Origin of the sequence: Flavobacterium calami (genome assembly GCF_038290035.1) — a bacterium.
Classification (GTDB): Bacteria; Bacteroidota; Bacteroidia; order Flavobacteriales; family Flavobacteriaceae; genus Flavobacterium; species Flavobacterium calami.
Genome location: NZ_JBBYHS010000008.1, coordinates 105,500 through 128,060 on the forward strand (window position 1 = coordinate 105,500; position 22,561 = coordinate 128,060).

A 22,561-nucleotide genomic window follows, 5' to 3' on the forward strand; every position below is an offset into this window, starting at 1 on the left:
ATTTTTTTTACATTTTAAAAGTATAACTTACTCCGAATTGGAAAACGTTATTTAAAATAACTTCATCATAATTACCATTTTCATTATAGTCGTCTATACCTTCAAATCCATATATATCTATAAAACCTTGTTTTAATCTTGCTTCAAAAGTAAGGCCATTAGGTAAAGTATAACCAACGCCCGCAACGATTCCCATATCAAAATCAACTAAATCACTTGAGTAGTTAAAATTGTCATTTGTTTTTAAATCAAAAAATGGTCCCCCCAGAAGATGAAAACCACCTCCTCCAAAATGAAATTTTGCGACAACATCCAATGAAACATAATCTAAATCATAAGTAGTATCAAATGTTTGATAATTTCCGTTGTTATCATAATCAAAATAAACGGCGTCGGTTCCTTGTTTGGAATAACTTAGTTCAGGTTGTAATGTGAAATATTTATTGAATTTTATACTTGCTAATCCACCAATGTAAAAATTAGAATTGTAACTATTACCTTCGATATTAGACAGTGTTGAAAGATTGAGACCACCTCGAAGTCCAGGGCTAACTTTTACCTGTGCTTGTGATGTTATAAGGCCGATAAATAAAACGAATGCAATTAGGGTTACTTTTTTCATTATGTTATTGGTTTAAGTTAATTTGAATTTTACTCTGATTTAAAATAATTTAGCTCAATTTTCAATTTTATGTTTTGATGTAAAATGACCACTTTTTTGGCAAAAATATCGTTTTCTAAAGTAAAAGTAATTGTTATTTTATCTTTTGTTTTAGAAGAGCGTACTACTTTTTCTAATTTTTGATCTTTTTTGGAGAAGAAAAGATAATTGTCACGTTTCCCGTCTGCCGATTTATAAATGTTGTTTTCTTCGTTTTCAAATTCTTCCTCAATCAAGTATTTGTTTTTGAGAAGCAGTCTGAAATCTTCTTCCAAAGTATTGATCAATATTTTTCGGTCGAGTTCAGAAACGATTGAATTGACTTTAAAATCGTTTTCCGAAATTTCAAAATCCATTAATTTGTTGCCAAATTCAGTTGTAAAAACAACACGGTGTATAGTATCATTTATTTTTTTAGCGATGAAAATCCCGGACATTTCGTGACCGTAAACCGTAATATTAGTTTTATACACGTAATCGGTTTTTGAGTCTGAGAAATAAGGAACTTCAATGGAGGTTTTATCTAATTTTTTAGGCGTATAATTTTTGGTGACCGAGCCACAAGCCACCAAAACAATCGCCATAAAGCAATTAATTAGTAAAAACGGAATCGTCGATTTTTGCATTGATTACTTTATTTTTAAGTACAATTCGGGTATAATCTTCAGAGGATTCTAATAATTTTACCTGAACTACAGTTGCTTCTTCTTTGTCAAAAGTCAGTTCAATTTGTTTGATGTATTTTTTCAGCGTTGCATCTTTCGGAATAAATTTTGCCAGATTTTGACCTTTTAATTTGAAATATGAAATCGTAAATTCCTTATCGTCAAACATATTTCCGCTCACGCTTCCGACAATTAATTTATTAATGCGTGCGAAGATTTTGCTGTTTCCAATATCAACGGCGCTTTTCTTTCCTTCGTCGTTAATAAGGATTTTTCCGTTCTTGAAAACGATACTGTAATTGTATGGTTTTTTGTATTGCCATGACAATAGCGCCGGTTCTTTAAAAAACATTTTCCCTGAAGTTTCAATGTCTTTCGATAAAAAATCCAAATGTTTGTATTGGACAAAATCAGTACTTAGAGATTTGATTTTTTTTGCCACTACATTTACGTCTTCTTTGAATTGAGTAATTTCTGCAGTACTCATTTTTTGTTCCTGAGCAAACAAATTACTCGAAATAAATAGAATTAGTATAGCTATTTTAGTTTTCATGTTTTGTTTAAAATTGTGCTTTAATTTTTTTTTGCCACAGATTTCACAGATTAAAAAAAATCCGTCTCAATCAGTGTCTTCGCGATAGCGAATTTGTTTTATCCGCGTTCAATTTCATAAGCATTAAGTTTCAGTAATTCTTCAACAGAAATCACTTCATAATTATTTTGCTGTAAAAATTGCAAAAACTGTTCCAATACAAAAACGGAATGTGGAGCAGTATCATGCAAAAGTACGATTCCGCCGGGAGAAACCCGTTTTTTAATTCGGTTCAGAATTAATTCCACATCTGTAGTTCCACCGTCAAGCGAACGAATATTCCAGCCAATAACTTTATGTTTTGTGAATTTTAAAGCTCTGCGGATTGATGGTGTTGTAACTCCGTAAGGCGGGCGAAAAAAGTTAATTTTTTTGGATGTAAATTTTTCCAGAAGCTGATCTGTTTTTTGAAGTTCTTCCATTATGGTTGGGTAGGTATAAAAATCAAAAAATTGAGAATGCGAATAAGAATGATTTCCCACCAAATGTCCTTCGTCTATAATTTTCTGAAGAATTTCGGGATGCGTTTCGATGTTTTTTCCAATGCAGAAAAAAGTCGCTTTGGCATTGTATTTTTTCAGAATTTCCAAAACTTCCAAAGTAAATTCACTTGGTCCATCATCAAAAGTCAGGGCAATTTTTTTCTCTGTTTCCGAAGGGTTATTGCAGAAAGCTTTTACGTGATAATTAGAAGAAATTCGGGCAGAACCAAAAGCGTTTATTCCCAACCAAACTAGAATTATAACTACAAACCACAGAAAATGAATTGCGTTATACAGATTCAAAAGAAACAATACAAGCAATAAAAAGACAAAAAACAGCGATATGTTTTTGTGCGTTATCATTTTGACAGCAGCGTAAAACTATGATTTTTTCCGTTTAATTGATTGTATAATAAAATGGTATTATAAGATGGTTTTGAAACCGAATTTACTTTTACAATTTCCGGAATTTCCTGTGTTTTTAAAATTTTAGAAGCCATCCAAAAAGCAAAAGCGGAAGCAGTATCGTATTCGCCGCTTAAATGTTTGTAATACAGCTGAGGAGTTTTTGCGAAAGCATTTTCAGCCAGTTTTTTATAATAATTTTCGAAATCGACATTTCCGTCAAAGCCTAAAACTAAGGCATCGATATCTGAAATTTCCAGATTATTGGATTTTAGAAATGAAATTATAAAGGCTTCAATTTCATTTTCTTCCAGTGTATTTACGATGGCAATGTCCAGAAGTTCAGCATAAGTCGAATCCTTTTTTTCATTTTCTAAAACAAAAAAACTGGCGCCTTCGCCGTACACTGCTCCGTTTGTGTTAGAAGTCAAAACATCATGAGGTCCTGAATTATCTTTTTTGATGCGCCCGTTTAATTTGAAAAGCGATGTTGTGTAATCACCGTTTTCATCAACTCCGCCAACTAAAATTGAATTGGCTTCGTCTTCTTCAATCTGCATTTTTGCATCAATCAGAGCCGATTCAAAAGAAACTGCACCGTTTACGTAAGTAAAATTATAGCCTTTGCATTGCTGTAAAAGTGCAATCTGCGCACCAACGGTATTATGAGTTGATTGAATGAAAGAAGTTGGTGTTAAAAACTCTTCGTTATTGTCTAAAATGCTTTTTAGAAATTTTTCAGAATCTTCGATGCAACCTAAGCCTGTTCCGGTGATGATCGCATCGACATTTTCAACATTTGCATCTTTCATCGCCAAAGTTGAAGCTACGATTCCGTTTTTTACACCTTTTGCCATGCGTCGGCTGGCAGCCGGCGAAATATATTCTTTGTATACTGGCGGAACAATTGCCAGTACGTTTTCTTCATGATTTACAACAGCTTCTTCCAAAAAAACAGTATCAAATGTTTTTTGAGTCGAAATACAGCCTACTCCATTTATATATGTTTTTTTAGTCATCAGCTTTTTGAAAATATAAGGGTTGAACAATTTCCGCCAAAACCAAAAGAGTTGGATAAAACGTGTTCGATATTTTTATTTTTTAAAGTTGTCTGAGGTTTCAACTCAAACTCTTCCATTTGATTTTCAAAATTCAAATTCGGATAAACCACATTATTTTGAATCGCTAAAACCGAATAAACAGCTTCAATTGCCGCTGCAGCCGCTAAAGTATGGCCCGTAAAAGGTTTTGTAGAACTGAAATCCGGAACTTTTTCATCTTCATAAATTCGAAGCAAAGCTCTTCCTTCAGATAAATCGTTGTTTGGCGTTGCCGTTCCGTGCACGTTGATGTAATCAATTTCAGAAGGTTTTAAACCCGAAACTTCAAATGCTTTTTTCATCGCCAGATAAGCGCCGTCACCGTTTTCAGAAGAAGCAGTCTGGTGAAAAGCGTCATTTGCGTTTCCGTAACCCGAAACCCTTGCGAGTACTTTTTTATTTTGTCTGGCAACAATTTCATCTGATTCTAAAACTAAAAAAGCTGCGGCTTCGCCCAGATTTAATCCTTTTCTGGTATTGTCAAATGGTTTGTTGTAATCGTCAGATAAAATCATCAAAGTCTTAAATCCGTTGATGGTGAATTTTGCTAAAGCATCCGCACCGCCCACAATTACACGGTCTAATTTTCCGGTTTTGATTAATCTCGCACCCAGCATAATCGAATTTGCAGCAGAAGAACAAGCGGTACTAATCGTAGTCACCATTCCTTTTAAACCCAATTCTTCGGCAATTTTTTCAGCGACATCACCGCCATCGTGGCAAGTGATATATTTTATCAATTCGGGTTTTTCGAAATAATCATAATAATGTCTTTCGGTCATATCCATTCCGCCCACGCTGGTGGCAGAAATTAATCCGGTTCTGAATTCGTTTATCGATGTAATTCCGGCATTTTCGACAGCTTGTTTGGCTGCCAGAGTGCCAATCATAGCGGTTCTCGAAAAATTATTATTTTCAGAAAGCTGCAATTCGGCAACCAGTTCTTCATTGGTTTTTTTGATTTCACCAACTTTAATGACATCGGCATGAACCGTCGAAATATTTTGGATATGCGAAATGCCAATTTTATTTTCGATCAGGGAAATATAATTTTCCCCGACTGAATTTCCAATCGAAGAGATAATTCCCATTCCCGTTATTGCGACACCTTTTTTCATTTAGACTTCTTAGATTTTTAGATTCTAGACTTCTTAGATTTTTAAACTTTTTGTCTAAGAAGTCTAAAAATCTAAGCCAGTCTAAGAAGTCTATTTAGTTCTGTTGGCGTTGATGTAAGTTGCCATTGTTTCGATTGATTGGAAAATTGATTTTCCTTCTTTTGGGTCAACCAGTTTAATTCCGTAATCTTTATCAAGAATCACGATTAATTCAAGTGCATCAATCGAGTCTAAACCTAAACCGTCTCCAAACAAAGGATCGTTGTCTGCAATGTCTTCAACAGCGATATCTTCTAAGTTTAAAGTCGTAATGATTTTATTTTTTAATTCTTCTTTTAATGCTTCCATGATTATTTATTGTATAATGTATTGATATTTTCGTCTCTATATTTCTCGTTTTCTTCTTTGCCAATGACGCAGAGAAAAGCTTTGTAATCTTCGTTAAAATATTCTACCCAGCCACAAAGAACTTTATCTGCTTTATCTGAATTCAATAAAATATTCGAATAATTCGACATGAATTCAGTGTTGAAAGCATCAAATATAAAGAAAGAATTCTCACTTTTTAACTGATGACGAATACTTATTTCGCCCAAACAAATATTTGGCAGCGTATAAACAAAAACCGCCGGACTCGGATAATAGTTTTCTTTATCAGAAATCGATTCCTGATATTTTACATCAGTATCTAAACTTGACGATTTATTTGCCAAAACCAAAGCGATATTATTTTCTTCTTCCGAAGAAATAATCGGACTCAAAAGCAATTCTGATCCTAAAAAAGCCAGTTTGCTCAAAGCATCCATTTTGAAAAACTTTGGATATTGGATTTCAAAATTACGCAATGCTTGTTTGGAGAAATCAGCAAAATCGGTTGGTTCAGTTTTGAATACAGAAGTTCCGTTCAAAACAATTTCGTTGTTTTGAATGGTGATGTAGGATTGTATGTAGGTTTTATTTTGAGTCATTTTTTTGTTTAAAATTCTATAAACAGAATTATTTCCCTAGTTTTCCTTTTAATGCAACAATTTTATTTTTAGCAATTTCCATTTTTTCTATTCTCTTTTGTTCTTCAAGTTTTTCATCTAGAATTATTTCAATGCCAACTCTTAAAGTATCAAAATGTTCTAAGCATGTTTGCTCATCTAAAGTGTGAATACCTAAACTTAAAACAGAATAAATAGTTCTGTTCTCAACTAAAAAAGCAGGTAAATATTTGGCAAGTAAACGAATTTTATCATCCATTCGTCCTTTGTTAAAATCGTCAGGATTTATTTTACCATCAACTTTTGCTTTTTCAAAAGCTTCAAAAATGAGATGCTCGAAAATGCGTCTTAAATAAACGAAAGAACCAATACCCACACCATTAGCAGCTAAGCCAATTGCTCGAGTAAATTCATTTAACTTTTCTTTGGTTAATAATTGGCCATATTTTTTAATTTCACTGATATGAAAATCTGCAACAGTTGGATGTTGTCCAACTTTTAGTAAAATTTTGTTTTTAGGATCATAGTGAAGATAAAACATAAAAATATCATCTGATCTTTTACATTTTACTTTTTGTGTTGCGTATCCTCCATCTCTAGAATAAGCATAATTTGCTCCTTGGATATCAATCATTACATAGAAGGTTGATTCAATTTTTTTCCATGGATTATATCCATCAAAAATTACTTTTTTAGAAGAATCAGTTATTTCTAAGAAAGTTTCATTGTTATCATCTGTTATTTGAAACTTGGTGTAAATCGGCAAATCAAAAAAAAACTGTTGTATGGTCATATTTTTATAATTTTCGTTAACATAGAAGATAAACTTTTAACTATGATAAAATTTATGCTTTTCCTTATTTCACTTTCTCAAAAACAACCGCCGTATTACAACCACCAAATCCAGAAGCCGTTTTCAAAAAATATTCAATATTCGCGTCTTCGTTTTTCTCAATAACATTTACAGTTTCACTAACACCAATTTCATCAAAACCTTTCGATTCAAAAAGCATATTTCGATTAGCAGATTCAATCGCAATTACCGTTTCCAATAATCCTGAAGCGCCTAAAGTATGACCGTAAAATCCTTTTAAACTATTAATCGGAACATTTTGTAAATCCAATCGGTTTAAGGCAATGGCTTCCATTTCGTCGTTGAATGGCGTTGCAGTTCCGTGTGCTGAAATATAATCTAATTTGTTGGCTTCAATATTTGCTTCTTTCAAAGCATTTTGAATACTTCTAAACAAACCTTCGCCTGTTCTTGAAGGTCCAGAAATATGATTCGCGTCGTTAATCGAACTGTCTCCAATGACTTTTATTTTAGCGTTTTTGGCTTCTGCCGAAACTAAAACCGCTGCGGTTGCTTCGCCCAAACTTACTCCGGTTCTGTTTTTAGAATACGGTTTGCAAGGCAGTTCGCTCATCGCCTGAAAAGCATTAAATCCTGACAAAACAAATTCTGAAACTTCATCGCCAGCTACTACAAAAATGTTGTCATAAAGCTCTGACTGAATCATTCTTTTAGCAATTGAAACTGCTAAAATTCCGGAAACGCAGGCATTCGAAACTACGATGGGCTGCGTTTGAAACCCGAAGAAATTCGCAATAGTTGTAGCCAAAACATCTAAATGTGCATTGTTAAAACTTTCTTCAGAATTGTCTTTTAAAGCGGTAACATTTCCTTTTGTGGTAGAAAGTATAAAAGCGGTTTTTGAATTCAATTCAACACCAGAATTTTTGATAATCGGCTCTAAAGCCAAAATCATCATTTTCTCTAAACGGGAATATTTTGTTTCAGCACTGATTTTTGAAAAAGCGCTGTTTATTTTTTCATCAGAAATAATTGAAGCATAAAATGAATTTGGCATCAAAGAAATATCGCTATGAAGCTGAATTCCTGAATCGCCACGAAGAATCGCTTCGATGTTCGTTTCAACATCAAAACCTAAAGGCGTGATACAATTCGTTTCGTTGATGTATATTTCTTTTGACATTTTATGGTTTTAATTTCGTGAAATTTTTGCCCGCAGATTTGGCAGATTGAGCAGATTTAATTTTTACTAATTCGTGAATTGCTTCGCCTGTTCGCTATCGCTCGGGTCGTGGCGAAAAAATTTACTTCAACAACCCAACTTTCCTTTTCCATTCCTCATAAAAAGGAGGATTTGTCAGCATTAAATTTCCTTCTTTATCTAAAAAAACCTGAGTTGTTTCACCTGTGCAGGCGACTTCGCCCTGAGCGTCAATAATTTTAAAGCGGTAAATTATTTTTGCGGCCGGAGTATCAACAACTGTGGTTTCGATTGTTACAACATCGCCGTAGCGCAGAGACAATTTATGTTCGCATTTTGATTTTACAATTGGAGTAGTGTAACCCGTTTTTGCGATGTCCAAATACGTAAGTCCGTGCTGGCGTCCAAAGGCTTCGCGACCGTCTTCAAAATAGGTAATATAATGGCCGTGCCAAACAATTCCAAGCGGATCAGTTTCGTTGAAACGAATTCTGATTTCGTGTGAAACAGTTAAGTTTGAGGCTTCGTTATACTGTTCTTTTCTTTTTGTCATAAAATAAGGCGATGGAGGTTGTAATAATGAAAAACAAAAATAGCAAACTTATTTTTGGAATGATTTCGACGAAAGAACTATTACGCAATAAAACATCGTAAAATGCTTCTAATCCCCAGTTCATCGGAGAAGATTTTGCGATATATTGCATGATTTTTGGCATAGCAAAAACAGGAACCCAAACGCCTCCAATGGCTGCTAAAATAATCACACTTGTGGCGCCAAAAGGAGCAGACTGCTCTTGCGTACTTGCCACAGTTCCTAATAAGATTCCGAAGCCGATTGCTGCGAAACCTGAAAATAGTGCTACAACACTTGTCAATATAAAGTGTCCTTCGATGTTTAAAGAAGGCAATCCGATTGAGGGGAATAAAAACACCGCAACGGCAACCATCATATAAAACTGGATCATACAAATGATCGAGTAGGTGATGGTTTTGCCAATAATCACAACTAAATTAGAAACGGGATTGGTTCTTAACCGAACAAAAGTTCCCTGTGTTTTTTCTTTTACAATATTGATCGATAACGGAATCACAATAAAAAAGATTGCAAATAGCGTCCAGGCCGGAACGTTGTGCTGAACCGAATTCGGAAGCACTTCTTTATTATTGATTCTCGGAATTATCTCTTTGAAAGTAATAAAGTTTTTTTGCTCAAAATTGATTGTTTCTTCCCCTAATTGTTTTTGAAAAGTCGAATAAATCGATTTGGTTTCAATCTGCGATATCATTTTGTCAATCGAACTCATAACAGCATTTTTGAAACTCATCTGAACCGCCGGATCAAAATACAGTTTTACCTCCTTTTCTTTAATGATGCGTTGAGGTTCTGCAGTTGCAGTGGTGTCTGTCAAACCTAAATTGCTGACAATTTTTTCTACATTCTGCTCGACTTTAGTTTGTAAATCAGAACTTAGATTTTCCGGAATTATAATCGCCAGTTGGAATTTTCCTTTGTACACATTTTCTCTGGCAATTTCTTCGGTAACCGGTTTATGGTCAATTTGTGTTACAACGGTAAAATAATTGCTCTTTTCTAAATTTTCAAAAACGGTTTTAGAAACAGATCCTTGATCTTTATCTACCAAAAGAATCTGAATTTTAGAATTGGATACCGTTTTAAAAGTACTATCCTGAATTATGGTTACGGCAATTACCAAAACCAAAGGCATGATAAATAAAATAATGAGTCCGCCTAAATCTCTTTTTAACAAAAGAAATTCTTTTACTACCGACATCCAGATTTTATATATCATCTCTCAACGCTTTACCGGTTAATGAAATAAAAACATCTTCGAGATTTCGGGCATCTTTTGTAGCTTCAATCAATGCTGACGGAGTATTTTGCGCATAAATCTGTCCCTGATCTAAAATCGCAATTTGTGTGCAGAAATCTTCGGCTTCAGCCAAATGATGCGAGGTATAAATAATTGTAGTTCCGTTTTGATTCAGTACTTTCAAATAATCAATAATCGCAGTTTTAGAATGCACATCAACACCCACCGTTGGTTCATCCAAAAACAAAACTTTCGGATTGTGCAGGATTCCGGCAATCAGATTGACACGGCGTTTCATTCCGCCCGAAAAAGTCTGAACTTGTTTGTCGGCAAATTTCAATAATCCTAAAAGATCCAAAGCCTCGATTACTTTGTCTTTTAAATCTGAACCTTTCAAACCGTACATACTGCCAAAATAATGGAGATTTTCCCTCGCAGTCAATGTAGGATACAAAGCATATTCCTGAGGCACAACACCTATGATTTTTTTGATTTTTGAAGCATGATGCTGATAGTCTAAACTATCAATTGTAAAATGTCCCGAAGTGGGTTTTACCAATCCGCAGAGCATTGAAATCAAGGTTGTTTTTCCAGCACCGTTTGGTCCGAGCAAACCAAAAATCTGTCCTTGGTTGATCTCCAGCGAAACCTTGTTCAAAGAAAACATTTCTGCTTCTTTGTACTTTTTCGAAAGGGATTCTATTTTTATAATGGTTTTCAATATACATTAAGGAATTTAATTTAATGCCGTATTTTAAAGCTTAAAACAATTAAAATGATGTTTTTAATTGTTTTTAGAAGAATTTTGACTTTTAACTTTACGACTTTAAAACTTTTGACTCACTTAGCTGATGGCTTTTTTTAGTTTTTTGAAAAAGATTTCTTCACGATTGGCGATGTCTAAAAGTTCATCGGCAATAGCGTTATAGGCATCTTCTTTGGCACTTCTGTTTTTGTAAATTCGGGAAGCTTCAACGGCAAAATCACGCCATGAATCCCCAATTTGTGTCATTTCTTTTGAAAGCGTTTTTAATTCTTCATTATTTAAAATAACAGACGCTTCCTGTAAAAAAGCCGCATAAATAAAACGGAAACCTCCGCCTCCGGTACCAATTTCTTCCTGCATGCGAACCATTTGCGCCAGATAATGATTGGCTTTTCGGACACCATGTTTTTTAGGCCATTTGCGAATTCGGCGGGAAACCATTTTGATACCTCGAACGCCTACAATTGGCATAGGTGCGAGCATAGTTCGACACGTATCTTTTATTCCTTTAATAATAGCACTTTTAAAATCAACTTCGTTTGGAATCTGAATTGGATAATACATTTGGCCTCTTGGCGCAAATGCCCCTTTTGCAAAACGTACTTTATCCAGTTCTTCGTGCGTCAGAGTGGTAACCGTTTCCATCACCGGATCGCTGATTAAATAATCGGTTTCGGTTTTTCCGTAAACGACTAAATTATGTGCGTTGAAATGAAAGCGGTATTCATCAGGAAAATAACTCAAATGATACACACCAACTTGCAATCCGGTCGGAATATTATTTTTTAGATTTTCTTCTAAAGCTTTATTGGCATTCGCAACAGAAGAAAATTTTTGTCTTTTTATTTTTAGATTTAACCGATTGGCGACTTTATTAAAAATCTGTCCAGGCAAAGTTCTGTAACTAATCGCAGGGGCATGATTGACTTTTAAAAAAGGCAGATACACGAACAAAAGTCCCGAACCAATTCCGAAAATCATCGGCTCGCTGATATTGAGTCCGCTGTTTTTTAAGAGGTTTGAAGCCACTCCGTTTTCACAATGAGCAGATTGGTGATGTGTAAAAGTCACTTCCATTATTTTGAGATACTGTTTTTGAGTTCGGCAATTGAAATATCAAAAGCGTCGGCATATTTTTGTAAAGTCTTGTCGTTTAATTTGGCAAAAACAGACGGTTTAAAATGTCTTTTTACGCGCCATTTCCACATGTCAACATAGCCGGCAAGAATCGAAAGATCCATTTTATTAAGTTCCATAAAATAACAAATTGGACTAACTTCTCCAGCAATTACTTGTTGTCTGGCTTCTTCGGCACGTTCCTTTATATCGTCAATTGCGTTTGAAAGTGCAATCGCTTTTGGTTCCCAGCCCGTACTCAAAGCGGTTGTATAATTGCCGTTTTCGTCAGTAGCATAAACCAGTTCTTTCAGATTTTTTTTGCTTAAATTTCCATCGTGCTGCGGTACATTTTCTTTTTCCATGACGGTTTAAATTTTAAGTTGCATTAGGTTGTGGCAGTAATCGTCTTTTGAATAAACAAATTAATTTCGCATTCTAAAAGTATTTTGTCTTCGAGTAAGCTTTGGCAGCTCATCGTGCATAAAGTATAATCGTCTCCCACAAATTTTGATACCAAAGTTGCTTTTGTCGTTATGATTTTTCCAGTTCCTGGCAGAGAATTAATTTTCAGATTTTTAATGGCGCTTATGAAACCGATGACATTTACGTTTTCATTTTCTGTCCCGTCTTCATCAAAAAAATATTTTTTTCCAACAATAGAAGAGCAGGTCTGCGCCGTATTTTCAATTAATCCGGCTTCTGTAAAAATGCCATTATCTACAAAAAGATTGTCTTCCTTAATTAAAAATTCGGTTTCCACAAAATTGGCATCAATATCCAAAATCAAATCGACCATCAGCATTGGTGCCCGATGAGGTAAGTAATTTTGAATGTCAACTCCCACTTTCATATAATATTATTTGGCTAAAACGGTTTTCATTTGTCCGCTTGCAATTTCTTCATCATTTAAAAAAGTCACAATATCTACTAAAGTTACTCCTGCAAATTCCTGTAAAATGGTAACATTCGACTGGATGACATCATTGATTTGAGGCAGTTTTTTAATCTGAATATCTTTTATTGAACCAATATATCCGGTTGGTGCAGTTTCATTTTTCAAAAAAAACTGATAACCGGTATGCAAAGCGACAGATTGTGCCATATGTTCAATTAAACCTGCTTCTAAAAAAAAGTTTTCTTCTAAAAAAATATTGCTGTCCTGAATTTTCAAACCGGAAACTAATCCTGTTTCTGAATACGAAAACATTCGATCCACCATTACAAAAGGAAACTTTTGCGGAATCAGGTTTTCGACTGCTTCTTTTTCTAAAAGTACAGAGGCTTCCATTAGCAAACGGTTAAATACGCATACGCAAATGAAAATCTTCCGCTTTCCGGAACCGACAGTAAAATTCTGTCTCCTTTTTTTAATTTTCCGGAATTCATTAATTCTTCAACGGCAATATAAATCGAGGCAGAACCTACGTTTCCAACTCTCAGAAGGTTCATAAACCATTTTTCATCTGTCAGAACAATGCCTTTTTCGTCTAATCCTTTTTTTAATCCTTCAACAAAAAAGTAAGAGGAAACGTGCGGTAAAAAATAATCGACATCTGCTGCTGTAATATTGTGTTTTGCCATAGCATCGCTCATGCTTTCGACACCTTTTGGCAATATAAATTCGTCTAGTATTTTTACATCCTGTTTTACAGCAAATACCGATTCGTTCAGCCATTGTTCCGGTGTAAAATCGCTCCACGGTTTTATATCACCGTTTTCTAATTTGTCACCTCCGGCATACATGCAGGCTTCTAATTCGAAAGCATACGAATAGGCTTCCATCCATTCGATTTTTAATGAAATCTCACCGCCAGGTTTGTTTTGCAGTAAAAAAGCACCGGCTCCGTCAGACAACATCCAGCGTAAAAAATCTTTTTTGAAAGCAATAATAGGCTGCTCTTCCAGATTTTTTAAGTTGATGACTTCATTGTTGTATTTTTGAGCAGAAAGCCAGGTTGAAACTTTTTCAGATCCAGTGCAAATGGCGTTCTTAGAATTTCCGGCTTTTATAGAAAGAAAACCATATTTCAGGGCATTCATTCCGGAACAGCAAATTCCCATTGAAGAATTTAATTCAACTGATTTGTTTTTTAATAATCCGTGAACCATTGCTGCGTGTGAAGGAGCAATTATATCCGGCGAAGAAGTTCCGCAGGACAATACTTCTAAATCCTGATCTGTAAAGTTTTCATCAAAAAGCTGCACAATAGCATTTTTTGCCAGTTCAGCATTGGTGTGTGTACTTTTGCCGTTTTTGTCAACGGCATAATATCGGCTTGTAATTTTATTATTGCGCAAAATAATACGTCTTGCCTTTGAGGCAGTATCATTTATTAATCCTAAATAGATCTCCATTTCATCATTTGAAACGGCTTCATTTGGCAAATACTTTGCGGCTTTTGTAATATATACGTCAAACATAATTTAATTTTCCTCTTCTAAACTCCCTGATAATATTGCGTTTCTTTTTTTATGGTTTTTAGCTTAAAAGGATAGCTAATGAGGTGCAAGATATATACTATTGGCGAGATTAACCATATAGCTAAGAATAAATAAACATAAAATATTTTGAGAAGCTGTTTTCGCTTTTTCGGATTCTTATAAATAAAATTCGACCACTTGTTAAAAATTTTATTGGCCGTTTTGTCAACGGTTACCAAATAAGGGCTAATCCGTACAGCATCAGCGGCTACTAATCTGGGCTGTAAATCATTTAATTTATTTTGATTAAAGTGCGAAAGAATGATATCTCCAAATTTTGTCGATTCCTGAATGTCTTTTTCAGAAACTCCTGGCAGAGGAAAAAAGCCTAAATATTTCTTTTTTACTCCCGAAAACATCCATTCGACTATGGTCAAAACGCTGATTAGGTTTCCGACACGATCGACCAAAGCGATATTTCCAATCAATTGTGCATTGGCTTCTTTTAGCAAAACCTTAATTTTTTCCTGAGCCATAAACCACATGTTGCGAGAACCGTTAATGGTCACTACGGGTGTATTGTTCAGGATTTTTTTTCCTTCCGCACTTCTTAAAAAAGAATTGATTGGAATGGATGGCGATAAATACCAAACCTGATAGTGAAACAAAATTAAATCAAAATTTGTATTGAGAATTTCATCTGAAACCGGTTTTAATGCTGTTGGAATCTGAAGAAAAGATTCCGGAAAAGCATCAAAAAAGGAGTCTTTGTTCCATGGAAAAGGGAAAGGTTTTTCTAATAGAATTTCGTGAAAAGTTATCTTTATTTCTTCAGAATTTAAGAAGGGTTTCGCAATATTTTGCGCAATCGATTTTAATTGTCCGGATTGAGAATAAAAAATAACGAGAACATTTTTCATTTGGGTTTACTTAGTTTGCAAACAAAAATAAGTAAATTTTATTTAAACAGATTTTAAGCTTTTAAATCATTCCAAAAATCAAAATAATTGAACCACTGCAAAGGATATTTTTGCAGAATACTTTCCACACTTTTTACATATTCATTCAATAATCCTTTTTCGTCGCGATGTTTTACGGTTGCCTCGCGTGCATATAAATGATAATGAAGGTTTGGTTCTTTCATTACATAAACAAACACAACAGGAACTTTTAATCGGGAAGCAATTAAAAATGGACCAGCAGGAAAATTAGCTTCTTTTCCTAAAATAGTTGTAGAAAGTGATTTGGTTCCTTCAAAATAACGATCGCCGGTAAAGCAGACCAATTCGTTGTTGGCCAAAGCAGCATTGATCTCAAAAATATGAGACAAATCTTCTTTGATGATGATGAATTTTACAGCAGATTTCTTCGTAACGCTTTCCAGATAATTCTTAATTGCTGAATGCTCTAAATCGGTAGTGACTAGATTGATTTGAAAGTCAAGATCGATGTCCCCGAAAAAGTGTTCTGCAATTTCAAAATTTCCGATATGCGCACTGATTAAAACACCACCTTTTTTTTCGGCCAAAAGTTTTTTGAGGATTTCGATTCCGTCAAATTCATAGGTGAATTTATTTCGCAGACCGGCAGAAATAGAAACCTTGTCAATAATCGTCTGGCCAAAAGTATAATAACTTCTGAAAACCATTTTTTTCGATTTAAACCAGGAATAGTGTAGTCCTTCCTTAAAATAATAAAAAATAACCTTATTGCTTTTCTTTAAAAATAAAAAGTAATAAGAAGCGACAAAATAAAGTAAAAAATAAGCAGATTTAACACCCGCTTTTTGAATCAAAAAAACGAATATTCTATAGCCTAAAACTGTTCCTTTTGATTTGCCATCCCATTGACTCATTAAGCAGTTTTAGCTTTTAGTTTAGTTTCAATAAGGTCATAAAAGTTTTGAAAAGTAGCGATTCCGACAAAATCTGCTTCAACCAGTTTTACACCAAAGTTAGATTCGATAGAAACGACTAAATCAACATAATCTAAACTATCCAGCCCAAGCGTCTCTTTTAAATTAGCATCTGGTTCAATTTCGTCATTGTCAACTTCAAATTCATCAACCAAAAAACCATTAATTCGTGCTATAATCTCTTCTTTATTCATTTTCCAATTTAAACTTTTTAACCACCAACGCAGAGTTGGTTCCTCCGAAACCGAAAGAATTGGACAAAAATATGTCAAATTTTTTGTTTAAAGTAGTTTTGACCAAATTTAATTTAGATGCGTCTTCATCCGGATTTTCCAAATTGATGTTCGGAGCAATGAAATCGTGCTGCATCATCAGAATAGAGTAGATTATTTCGCTGGCCCCAGCCATCCAGCATTCGTGTCCCGTCATTGATTTTGTCGAACTTACAGGAGGATTTTTCTCACCAAAAACTTCAAAGATAGCTTTGGCTTCATTGGCATCACCAACAGGAGTTGAGGTTGCGTGCGCATTTATGTATCCAATATCTGACGCTTTTAAGTTTGCCTCTTCGAGTGCTCTTCTCATTGCGGTAGCAGGACCTTCGACATTTGGAGTCGAAATATGCCCTCCGTTTGATGAGAATCCGTAACCGGAAACTTCGGCAATAATGGTGGCTCCTCTTGCAATGGCAGATTCATAACTTTCTAAAATTAAAGTCGCACCGCCGCCACTCGGAATTAATCCGTCACGATCTGAATCAAAAGGTCTTGAGGCTTTTTCCGGATCGCTTTCTCTGTTAGAAAAAACGCCCAAACCGTCAAAACTGCTCATTGCGTACTTATTGATTTCCTGTGCGCCTCCGGTAATAATGATATCCTGAAAACCACTTTTGATTAAAAAATACGCCAGCCCAATAGAATGTGAACCGCTTGCACAGGCTGCACTTACAGTTAAATTAATACCACGAAGTTTAAAAATTGTTGAAAGATTCATGGTAACCGTAGAATTCATCGATTTGAAAATCGCTCCAGAACCAATTAGTGCAGTATCTTTTTTCTCACGAACTATATCTGTAGCATCAATGATGGCTTTAGAAACGCTGTCGTTACCGTACATAATTCCGACTTCGCGATTTTCAAAAAAAGCATCATCAATATTGGCATTTTTTAAAGCTTCGATTGTGGCCATATAAGCGTATTCGGTTTCTTCACCAATGCTCATACGCTGTCTGCGGGTCAGCAGATTTTTCAGATCAGCTTTTGGAACCATTCCGGTCAGAGCAGACTGGAAACCAAACTCTTTTCGTTCGGGGTCGAATTTAATACCCGATTTTCCGTTGTATAATGATTCCTTTACTTCGTCTAATGAAGTCCCGATGCAGGAATAAATTCCCATTCCAGTAATTACAACTCTCCTGTTCATCTTCTTTTTTAAAGTAATTTTTTTATCCTTAAAGTGCAATTTTTTTAATCTCGCAAAGTCGCGGAGTCGCAAAGTATTTTCTTTTTTTTAAGTCTTATAAATAAAACTTTGCGACTTTGCGACTAATTTTGGTTGTTAAATAAAAAATTTAAAAACAAACTTCGCAAACATAGTATTCTTTAAGAATATATTCCGCCATTTATGTTAATAATCTCGCCGGTAATATAGCTTGCTTTTTTAGAAATCAAAAAGCTTACCAAATCTGCTACTTCTTCGGCTTCGCCAAAACGGTTTACCGGTATTAGTTTTAATAATTCTTTTTCGTCTAACTGGCTTGTCATATCTGTTCTGATAAATCCTGGTGCTACGGCATTTACCGTTATGTTGCGTTTTGCCACTTCCTGTGCCAATGCTTTTGTAGCTGCAACAATTGCTCCTTTTGCAGCTGAATAATTCGTTTGTCCCGCAGTTCCTTTTACTCCCGAAACGGAAACCATATTTACGATTCGGCCATATTTATTGCGTAACATTTTCTGAATGAAAAACTGTGTTACATTAAAAAATCCGTTCAAACTTGTATTTACTACGCCGTTCCAGTCTTCGGGACTCATCCACATAAAAAGACCGTCTTTTGTAATTCCGGCATTGTTTACAATTGCTTCAACAAGAGCTTCAGGATTGGCTTCCTGCCACTTTGTTAATACGGATTGTACTTCTTCAAAATTAGATACATCAAATCCCAGAATTTCTCCGGTTGCTCCTAATTTTTGTATTTCCTGAAGTGTTTCTTCGGCAGCGGTTTTATTGGAATGATAATTAATCAGAATATGATAATTGGATTCTACAGCTAATTTTTTACAAATAGCACTTCCAATTCCTCTTGAACCGCCAGTTACTAATACACATTTCATAAGTGAAATTTATTTCTTTTTCTTAGCTGCTGGTTTCGATGTCGATTTAGCAGCTGTTTTGGTTGTTTTTGTTTCTTGTTTTGGAGTTTCAGCTGGAGCTGCAACGGGTTGAGGTCTTTCTGATTTCGAAAAAAGTTCAGCATTTTCAAACCATTGATTGCTTAGTACAGTTCCATCCGGTTTAAGGAATCCCCATTTCCCCTCGTTTTTTACTCTGGCAACACCATCAATAAATCCTTTGTCCTGCTGAACAAACATAGCCACTATTCCGTTTGTGGTAATACCATATTGTGTTGGGATTACTAACTTTCCTGTTTCATTGATGAATCCCCAATTGCTTTCTTTTACAGGGGCTAAACCATTTGAACCGAAAACTTCTGCATCGCTGTAAGTTGGCGGAATTACAAATTCTGCTTTGGGATTAATGTATCCCCATTTTGATCCTACTAAAACCGGCGCCAGATTTTTTGAGAAAGCTTTTGCTTTGTCATAGATAGGCAGAATTGCCCAATTTCCTTTTAAATCTATAAAACCGATTTTACCATTCTTTTTTGCGAAAGTCAAATCCTGTATTTCGAAATCCCAGATTTTTTCTGCACCTTCAACCGGAATAAATTTTCCTCCGCTAACGATTCCGAAGATTTTGTCTTTTCTGGCCCAGGTGGTGTTCTTGAAATAATTTCCAATTTCAGCATAAGCAGGTTCTACTAATTCTTTTCCGGAAGTATTTATAATTCCCCAGTTTTTGTTCAGTTCAACTCTGGCAAAACCGTTTTCAAAGGGTTTAATCTGATCGTATTTTGGTTCTAAAACCACAGCCATTTTTGAATTGATTAACCCGACCTTGTTTCCTTGTTTTATAAAAGCTACACCGTCATTAAAATCATATAATTTCTCTGAAGCAGGTGCTTTTAAGATTTCTCCTTTTGTATTAATATAAACCCAGTCTTTGTCTTTTTGTACGATTGCAATTCCGCTGTTAAAATCTTTGACACTTTTAAAATCTGCCGGAATTACCCACGTTCCTTTTGTATCAATGAACCCCCATTTTCCATCTTTTTCAACAGCAGCCAAACCTTCAGAAAAACTTTTGGCAGATTTGTACTGAGGCTCTATCTTAAAAGAACCATCTTTAGCGAGATATCCAATTTTTGAATTCTTTTTAACTAATGCCAGTTCCTGACTATTAACAAATTGAATAAATAGCAATAAAAAAACAAATGACTTTTTCATGATTTTAAGATTCAATATTAATGCTGTAAATATAGATTTAACTATTAATCAGGTAATCTTTTACTTTTTGAACAAACGGATACATTACCTGATCTTCTTTGAATGTCGGAATTATTTTTCGCACATCATCGTACCATTTTTTGGTAACTGATGAAATCTTGTCTTTTTGGTCTAAATAATCAATCGCCTGAACAATTGTAATTAATTCGATGGCTAAAACTTCAAAAGCGTTTTCGATGACTTTTGAGGCAATTACAGCCGAGTTGGTTCCCATACTTACAATGTCCTGATTGTCGTTGTTGTTCGGGATACTGTGAACGTACATTGGGTTAGACAACATCTGGCTTTCGGCAGTGGTTGAGGTTGCCACGAACTGAACACCCTGCATTCCGAAGTTGAATCCTAATGTTCCTAAATTTACAAACGGAGGCAATAATTCGTTAATTTTTGAATTCAGTAAATAATTCAGTTGGCGTTCTGCCAGCATTGTTAATTTGGTAATCACAATTTTTAGTTTATCCATTTCAAGCGAAATATAATCTCCGTGGAAATTTCCTCCGTGATAAACATGCTGGTTTTTTACATCTATAATCGGATTGTCGTTTGCCGAGTTAAATTCGTCTTCTAAAATCGAAGCTACATTATTAATAGTTTCTAAAACCGGCCCCAGAATTTGAGGAACGCATCTTAAAGAATAATATTCCTGAACTTTTTCCTTGAAGATTTCTTCGGTATTTTCACCGGAATATAAGTGGTCTTCTCTTTTGCGGATTAAAGTACTGTCAGAAAGATTTTGTCTCATTCTTAAAGCTATTTCCTGCTGACCTTTATGACGTTTGGTTTGGTTTAATTCTTCTGAGAAATGGTCGTCATAAGCCTGAACCAATTCGTTGATGGCACAAGACGCTTTTAAAGACCAGTCTAATAATTTATTGGCATGATGTACGTTTACAACACCAATTCCGGTCATAACCGAAGTTCCGTTGATTAATGCCAGACCTTCTCTGATTTCAACCTGAATTGGTTTCAGACCTTCGATTTCAAAAACTTCCGGAGTTGGTCTTCTTTCGCCTTTATAAAAAACTTCGCCTTCGCCAATTAAAACTAAAGCTAAATGTGATAATTGTACCAAATCTCCACTGGCACCTACACCGCCGTGTTCAAAAATTAAAGGAGTAATATCTCTGTTAATCAATTCAGCCATTAAATGAATCACGGAAGGATGAACGCCCGAATTTCCTAATGACAAGGAGTTTAAACGGGCTAAAATTGCCGATTTTACGCAGGCAGGATTCAAAGGTTTTCCTGTTCCTGATGAATGGCTCCGGATTAAATTATATTGCAGCTGAATCTGATCAGACTCTTTAATTCGGTATTGGGCCATGGGGCCAAAACCTGTATTTACACCATATATTACCTTATTTCCTGAAAATTCTTTTAAAAAATTAAAGCTTTCATGTACACGGTTTAGTACCAGGTCACTAATTATAACTTTCTGGTTTCCAAATATAATAGCCTCGAATTCGGCTAAACTTAAATATTCATTAATTGTATTCATTAAACTCGTTTTGATTGCGCTAATTTAATTTTATTTATCAAAATAAATGTAGTTATTTTGATGAGGGCAAATGTAAGTTAATAAATCAGAACATTTCTATTATGACAAAGGAGTTTGTAGACGTTTTAATCATTGGTGCGGGACCATCAGGATGTGTTTCGGCATCCTATCTTCATAGGAACGGTGTTAAGATAAAAGTGGTCGAAAAAACAAAGTTTCCAAGATTAGTGGTGGGTGAAAGCCTTATACCTAGGGTTATGGATCATTTTGCGGAGGCTGAACTTTTTGAAAGTTTAGATGCCATGAATTTCGAAAAAAAACTCGGAGCCCGTTTTATCAGGGGAGAAGAAATTTGCGTTTTTGATTTCAGTCAGAAATTTGGAGAAGGCTGGGACTGGACCTGGCAGGTACCAAGAGCGGATTTTGATAATACGATGGCTCAGGAAGTTATCAGAAAAGGAATAGACCTGGAATTTGAATCAGAGGTTTTGGAAGTTTCTTTTGAAGGAAAAAATTCGAAAACAATTGTAAAAGATAAAGACGGTAATTTAAAAGAAATCCATGCCAAATTTATTATTGATTCCAGTGGTTACGGACGTGTTCTGCCAAGGCTTTTAGATTTGGATACACCTTCAAAACTGGATCCGCACTCGTCTATTTTTACACACGTAAAAGATATAAACAGAGAAGAAGGTGAGGAGGGAACACAAATTTCATTTGATATTTTGGAAACCGAAGTCTGGCTTTGGGTAATTCCGTTTTCCAATGGAAATACAAGTTTAGGAGTTGTAGGGCCAACAGACTTTATCAATTCGCTTTCAGAAAATAAAGATAATGCCGAGGCTTTGCGAAATGCCATTCAGAAATCGGATTATTATATTAAAAGATTTAAAGGAACCGAATTTTTATTCGAACCTGTAAAGCTGGAAAATTATTCAAGAGCCGTAAAAAAAATGTACGGAGACGGTTTTGCCTTAACAGGAAACAGTTCAGAATTTTTGGACCCGGTGTTTTCTTCAGGAGTGGCTTTTGCGACTGAATCCGGAATGCTCGCAGCAAAATTATATTTAAAAGAATCACAGGGAATTCCTGTTGACTGGGAAGTTGAGTTTACGCAATATATGAAACGCGGTATTGCTGTTTTTACCACTTACGTGAAAGAATGGTACACCGGAAATTTGCAGACTTTGTTTTTTCATCAGCCTGAAAACCCTGATGTGAAAGAAAAAATCTGTTCGGTATTGGCAGGATATGTATGGAATGAGGAAAATCCTTTTGTGAAGAAACACGATCATGTGATTCAAAATATGGCGTATCTGCTGAATATGCAGAAAGAACAAAGCCCTGAATAATCAGGGCT

At 35.1% G+C, this 22,561-nt stretch carries 26 protein-coding genes; 1 reads left to right on the top strand and 25 read right to left on the bottom strand.

Features of this window, described 5'->3' with window-relative positions; translation table 11 throughout:
- Window positions 1-7: 7 nt before the first annotated feature.
- The 25 genes from AAEO57_RS08795 to flxA all read right to left on the bottom strand — a co-directional run bounded on the left by AAEO57_RS08795 (window position 8) and on the right by flxA (window position 21,201).
- The gene (locus tag AAEO57_RS08795; RefSeq protein ID WP_163409546.1) at window positions 8-622 is read right to left on the bottom strand and encodes a porin family protein; all 615 of its coding nucleotides are present in this window, start codon (window positions 620-622) and stop codon (window positions 8-10) included.
- 29 nt (window positions 623-651) lie between these two features.
- Window positions 652-1,287: a flexirubin biosynthesis protein LolB2 gene (lolB2, locus tag AAEO57_RS08800; protein ID WP_341691692.1), complete on the bottom strand. Its 636-nt coding sequence runs from the start codon at window positions 1,285-1,287 to the stop codon at window positions 652-654.
- Window positions 1,253-1,879 carry a flexirubin biosynthesis/transport protein LolA2 gene (lolA2, locus tag AAEO57_RS08805; protein WP_341691695.1) on the bottom strand — a complete coding sequence of 209 codons (627 nt, stop codon included), beginning with the start codon at window positions 1,877-1,879 and terminating at the stop codon, window positions 1,253-1,255. The genes lolB2 and lolA2 overlap by 35 nt, the downstream gene beginning before the upstream one ends.
- Window positions 1,880-1,977: 98 nt before the next feature.
- A complete protein-coding gene (locus tag AAEO57_RS08810; RefSeq protein ID WP_341691697.1) occupies window positions 1,978-2,646 on the bottom strand; it encodes a polysaccharide deacetylase family protein in 669 nt (222 codons plus the stop codon).
- A 113-nt stretch (window positions 2,647-2,759) separates the two neighbouring features.
- Window positions 2,760-3,824, bottom strand: a complete 1,065-nt coding sequence (locus AAEO57_RS08815) for a beta-ketoacyl synthase N-terminal-like domain-containing protein (RefSeq protein WP_341691699.1) — start codon at window positions 3,822-3,824, stop codon at window positions 2,760-2,762.
- Complete coding sequence (locus AAEO57_RS08820; protein WP_341691700.1) at window positions 3,824-5,023, bottom strand: beta-ketoacyl-[acyl-carrier-protein] synthase family protein; 1,200 nt, start codon at window positions 5,021-5,023, stop codon at window positions 3,824-3,826. Before AAEO57_RS08820 ends, AAEO57_RS08815 begins: the two co-directional genes overlap by 1 nt.
- A 90-nt stretch (window positions 5,024-5,113) precedes the next feature.
- Window positions 5,114-5,371 (bottom strand): phosphopantetheine-binding protein, encoded by a 258-nt coding sequence (locus AAEO57_RS08825; protein WP_341691702.1) that lies wholly within the window; start codon window positions 5,369-5,371, stop codon window positions 5,114-5,116.
- 2 nt (window positions 5,372-5,373) lie between these two features.
- Window positions 5,374-5,991, bottom strand: coding sequence for a 3-oxoacyl-ACP synthase (locus tag AAEO57_RS08830; RefSeq protein WP_341691704.1), 618 nt, complete (start codon window positions 5,989-5,991; stop codon window positions 5,374-5,376).
- Between the two features lie 28 nt (window positions 5,992-6,019).
- Window positions 6,020-6,802: a hypothetical protein gene (locus AAEO57_RS08835; protein ID WP_341691706.1), complete on the bottom strand. Its 783-nt coding sequence runs from the start codon at window positions 6,800-6,802 to the stop codon at window positions 6,020-6,022.
- Window positions 6,803-6,866: 64 nt separating this feature from the next.
- Window positions 6,867-8,006 carry a beta-ketoacyl-[acyl-carrier-protein] synthase family protein gene (locus tag AAEO57_RS08840; RefSeq protein ID WP_341691708.1) on the bottom strand — a complete coding sequence of 380 codons (1,140 nt, stop codon included), beginning with the start codon at window positions 8,004-8,006 and terminating at the stop codon, window positions 6,867-6,869.
- Window positions 8,007-8,127: 121 nt separating this feature from the next.
- Complete coding sequence (locus AAEO57_RS08845) at window positions 8,128-8,577, bottom strand: acyl-CoA thioesterase (protein ID WP_341691710.1); 450 nt, start codon at window positions 8,575-8,577, stop codon at window positions 8,128-8,130.
- Window positions 8,552-9,835 (bottom strand): ABC transporter permease, encoded by a 1,284-nt coding sequence (locus AAEO57_RS08850; RefSeq protein ID WP_341691712.1) that lies wholly within the window; start codon window positions 9,833-9,835, stop codon window positions 8,552-8,554. The genes AAEO57_RS08845 and AAEO57_RS08850 overlap by 26 nt, the downstream gene beginning before the upstream one ends.
- The gene (locus AAEO57_RS08855; RefSeq protein ID WP_341691913.1) at window positions 9,825-10,523 is read right to left on the bottom strand and encodes an ABC transporter ATP-binding protein; all 699 of its coding nucleotides are present in this window, start codon (window positions 10,521-10,523) and stop codon (window positions 9,825-9,827) included. Before AAEO57_RS08855 ends, AAEO57_RS08850 begins: the two co-directional genes overlap by 11 nt.
- Window positions 10,524-10,700: 177 nt before the next feature.
- On the bottom strand, window positions 10,701-11,699 hold the full coding sequence (darH, locus tag AAEO57_RS08860) for a BtrH-related acyltransferase DarH (protein ID WP_341691714.1): 999 nt from the start codon (window positions 11,697-11,699) through the stop codon (window positions 10,701-10,703).
- On the bottom strand, window positions 11,699-12,103 hold the full coding sequence (DarG, locus tag AAEO57_RS08865) for a flexirubin biosynthesis protein DarG (RefSeq protein WP_341691716.1): 405 nt from the start codon (window positions 12,101-12,103) through the stop codon (window positions 11,699-11,701). Before DarG ends, darH begins: the two co-directional genes overlap by 1 nt.
- Window positions 12,104-12,126: 23 nt before the next feature.
- Window positions 12,127-12,591 carry a hotdog family protein gene (locus AAEO57_RS08870; RefSeq protein ID WP_341691718.1) on the bottom strand — a complete coding sequence of 155 codons (465 nt, stop codon included), beginning with the start codon at window positions 12,589-12,591 and terminating at the stop codon, window positions 12,127-12,129.
- 6 nt (window positions 12,592-12,597) lie between these two features.
- A complete protein-coding gene (locus AAEO57_RS08875; protein ID WP_341691720.1) occupies window positions 12,598-13,029 on the bottom strand; it encodes a hotdog family protein in 432 nt (143 codons plus the stop codon).
- A complete protein-coding gene (gene darB, locus AAEO57_RS08880; protein ID WP_341691723.1) occupies window positions 13,029-14,162 on the bottom strand; it encodes a dialkylresorcinol biosynthesis protein DarB in 1,134 nt (377 codons plus the stop codon). The genes AAEO57_RS08875 and darB overlap by 1 nt, the downstream gene beginning before the upstream one ends.
- 17 nt (window positions 14,163-14,179) lie before the next feature.
- Window positions 14,180-15,082 carry an NADPH-dependent FMN reductase family protein gene (locus AAEO57_RS08885; RefSeq protein ID WP_341691726.1) on the bottom strand — a complete coding sequence of 301 codons (903 nt, stop codon included), beginning with the start codon at window positions 15,080-15,082 and terminating at the stop codon, window positions 14,180-14,182.
- 53 nt (window positions 15,083-15,135) lie between these two features.
- The gene (locus AAEO57_RS08890; protein ID WP_341691728.1) at window positions 15,136-16,017 is read right to left on the bottom strand and encodes an LpxL/LpxP family acyltransferase; all 882 of its coding nucleotides are present in this window, start codon (window positions 16,015-16,017) and stop codon (window positions 15,136-15,138) included.
- The gene (locus AAEO57_RS08895; RefSeq protein WP_341691730.1) at window positions 16,017-16,271 is read right to left on the bottom strand and encodes an acyl carrier protein; all 255 of its coding nucleotides are present in this window, start codon (window positions 16,269-16,271) and stop codon (window positions 16,017-16,019) included. The genes AAEO57_RS08890 and AAEO57_RS08895 overlap by 1 nt, the downstream gene beginning before the upstream one ends.
- Window positions 16,264-17,499 carry a beta-ketoacyl-[acyl-carrier-protein] synthase family protein gene (locus AAEO57_RS08900; protein ID WP_341691732.1) on the bottom strand — a complete coding sequence of 412 codons (1,236 nt, stop codon included), beginning with the start codon at window positions 17,497-17,499 and terminating at the stop codon, window positions 16,264-16,266. The genes AAEO57_RS08895 and AAEO57_RS08900 overlap by 8 nt, the downstream gene beginning before the upstream one ends.
- 179 nt (window positions 17,500-17,678) lie before the next feature.
- Entirely contained in the window at window positions 17,679-18,410 is a 732-nt protein-coding gene (gene flxB / locus AAEO57_RS08905; RefSeq protein ID WP_341691733.1) for a flexirubin biosynthesis SDR family reductase FlxB, read from the bottom strand.
- A gap of 9 nt (window positions 18,411-18,419) precedes the next feature.
- A complete protein-coding gene (locus AAEO57_RS08910; RefSeq protein WP_341691734.1) occupies window positions 18,420-19,643 on the bottom strand; it encodes a WG repeat-containing protein in 1,224 nt (407 codons plus the stop codon).
- Window positions 19,644-19,680: 37 nt separating this feature from the next.
- Complete coding sequence (flxA, locus tag AAEO57_RS08915; RefSeq protein ID WP_341691736.1) at window positions 19,681-21,201, bottom strand: flexirubin biosynthesis tyrosine ammonia-lyase FlxA; 1,521 nt, start codon at window positions 21,199-21,201, stop codon at window positions 19,681-19,683.
- A gap of 101 nt (window positions 21,202-21,302) precedes the next feature.
- Between flxA and AAEO57_RS08920 the strand changes: the two genes are divergently transcribed.
- Entirely contained in the window at window positions 21,303-22,553 is a 1,251-nt protein-coding gene (locus tag AAEO57_RS08920) for an NAD(P)/FAD-dependent oxidoreductase (protein ID WP_341691738.1), read from the top strand.
- Window positions 22,554-22,561: the final 8 nt, after the last annotated feature.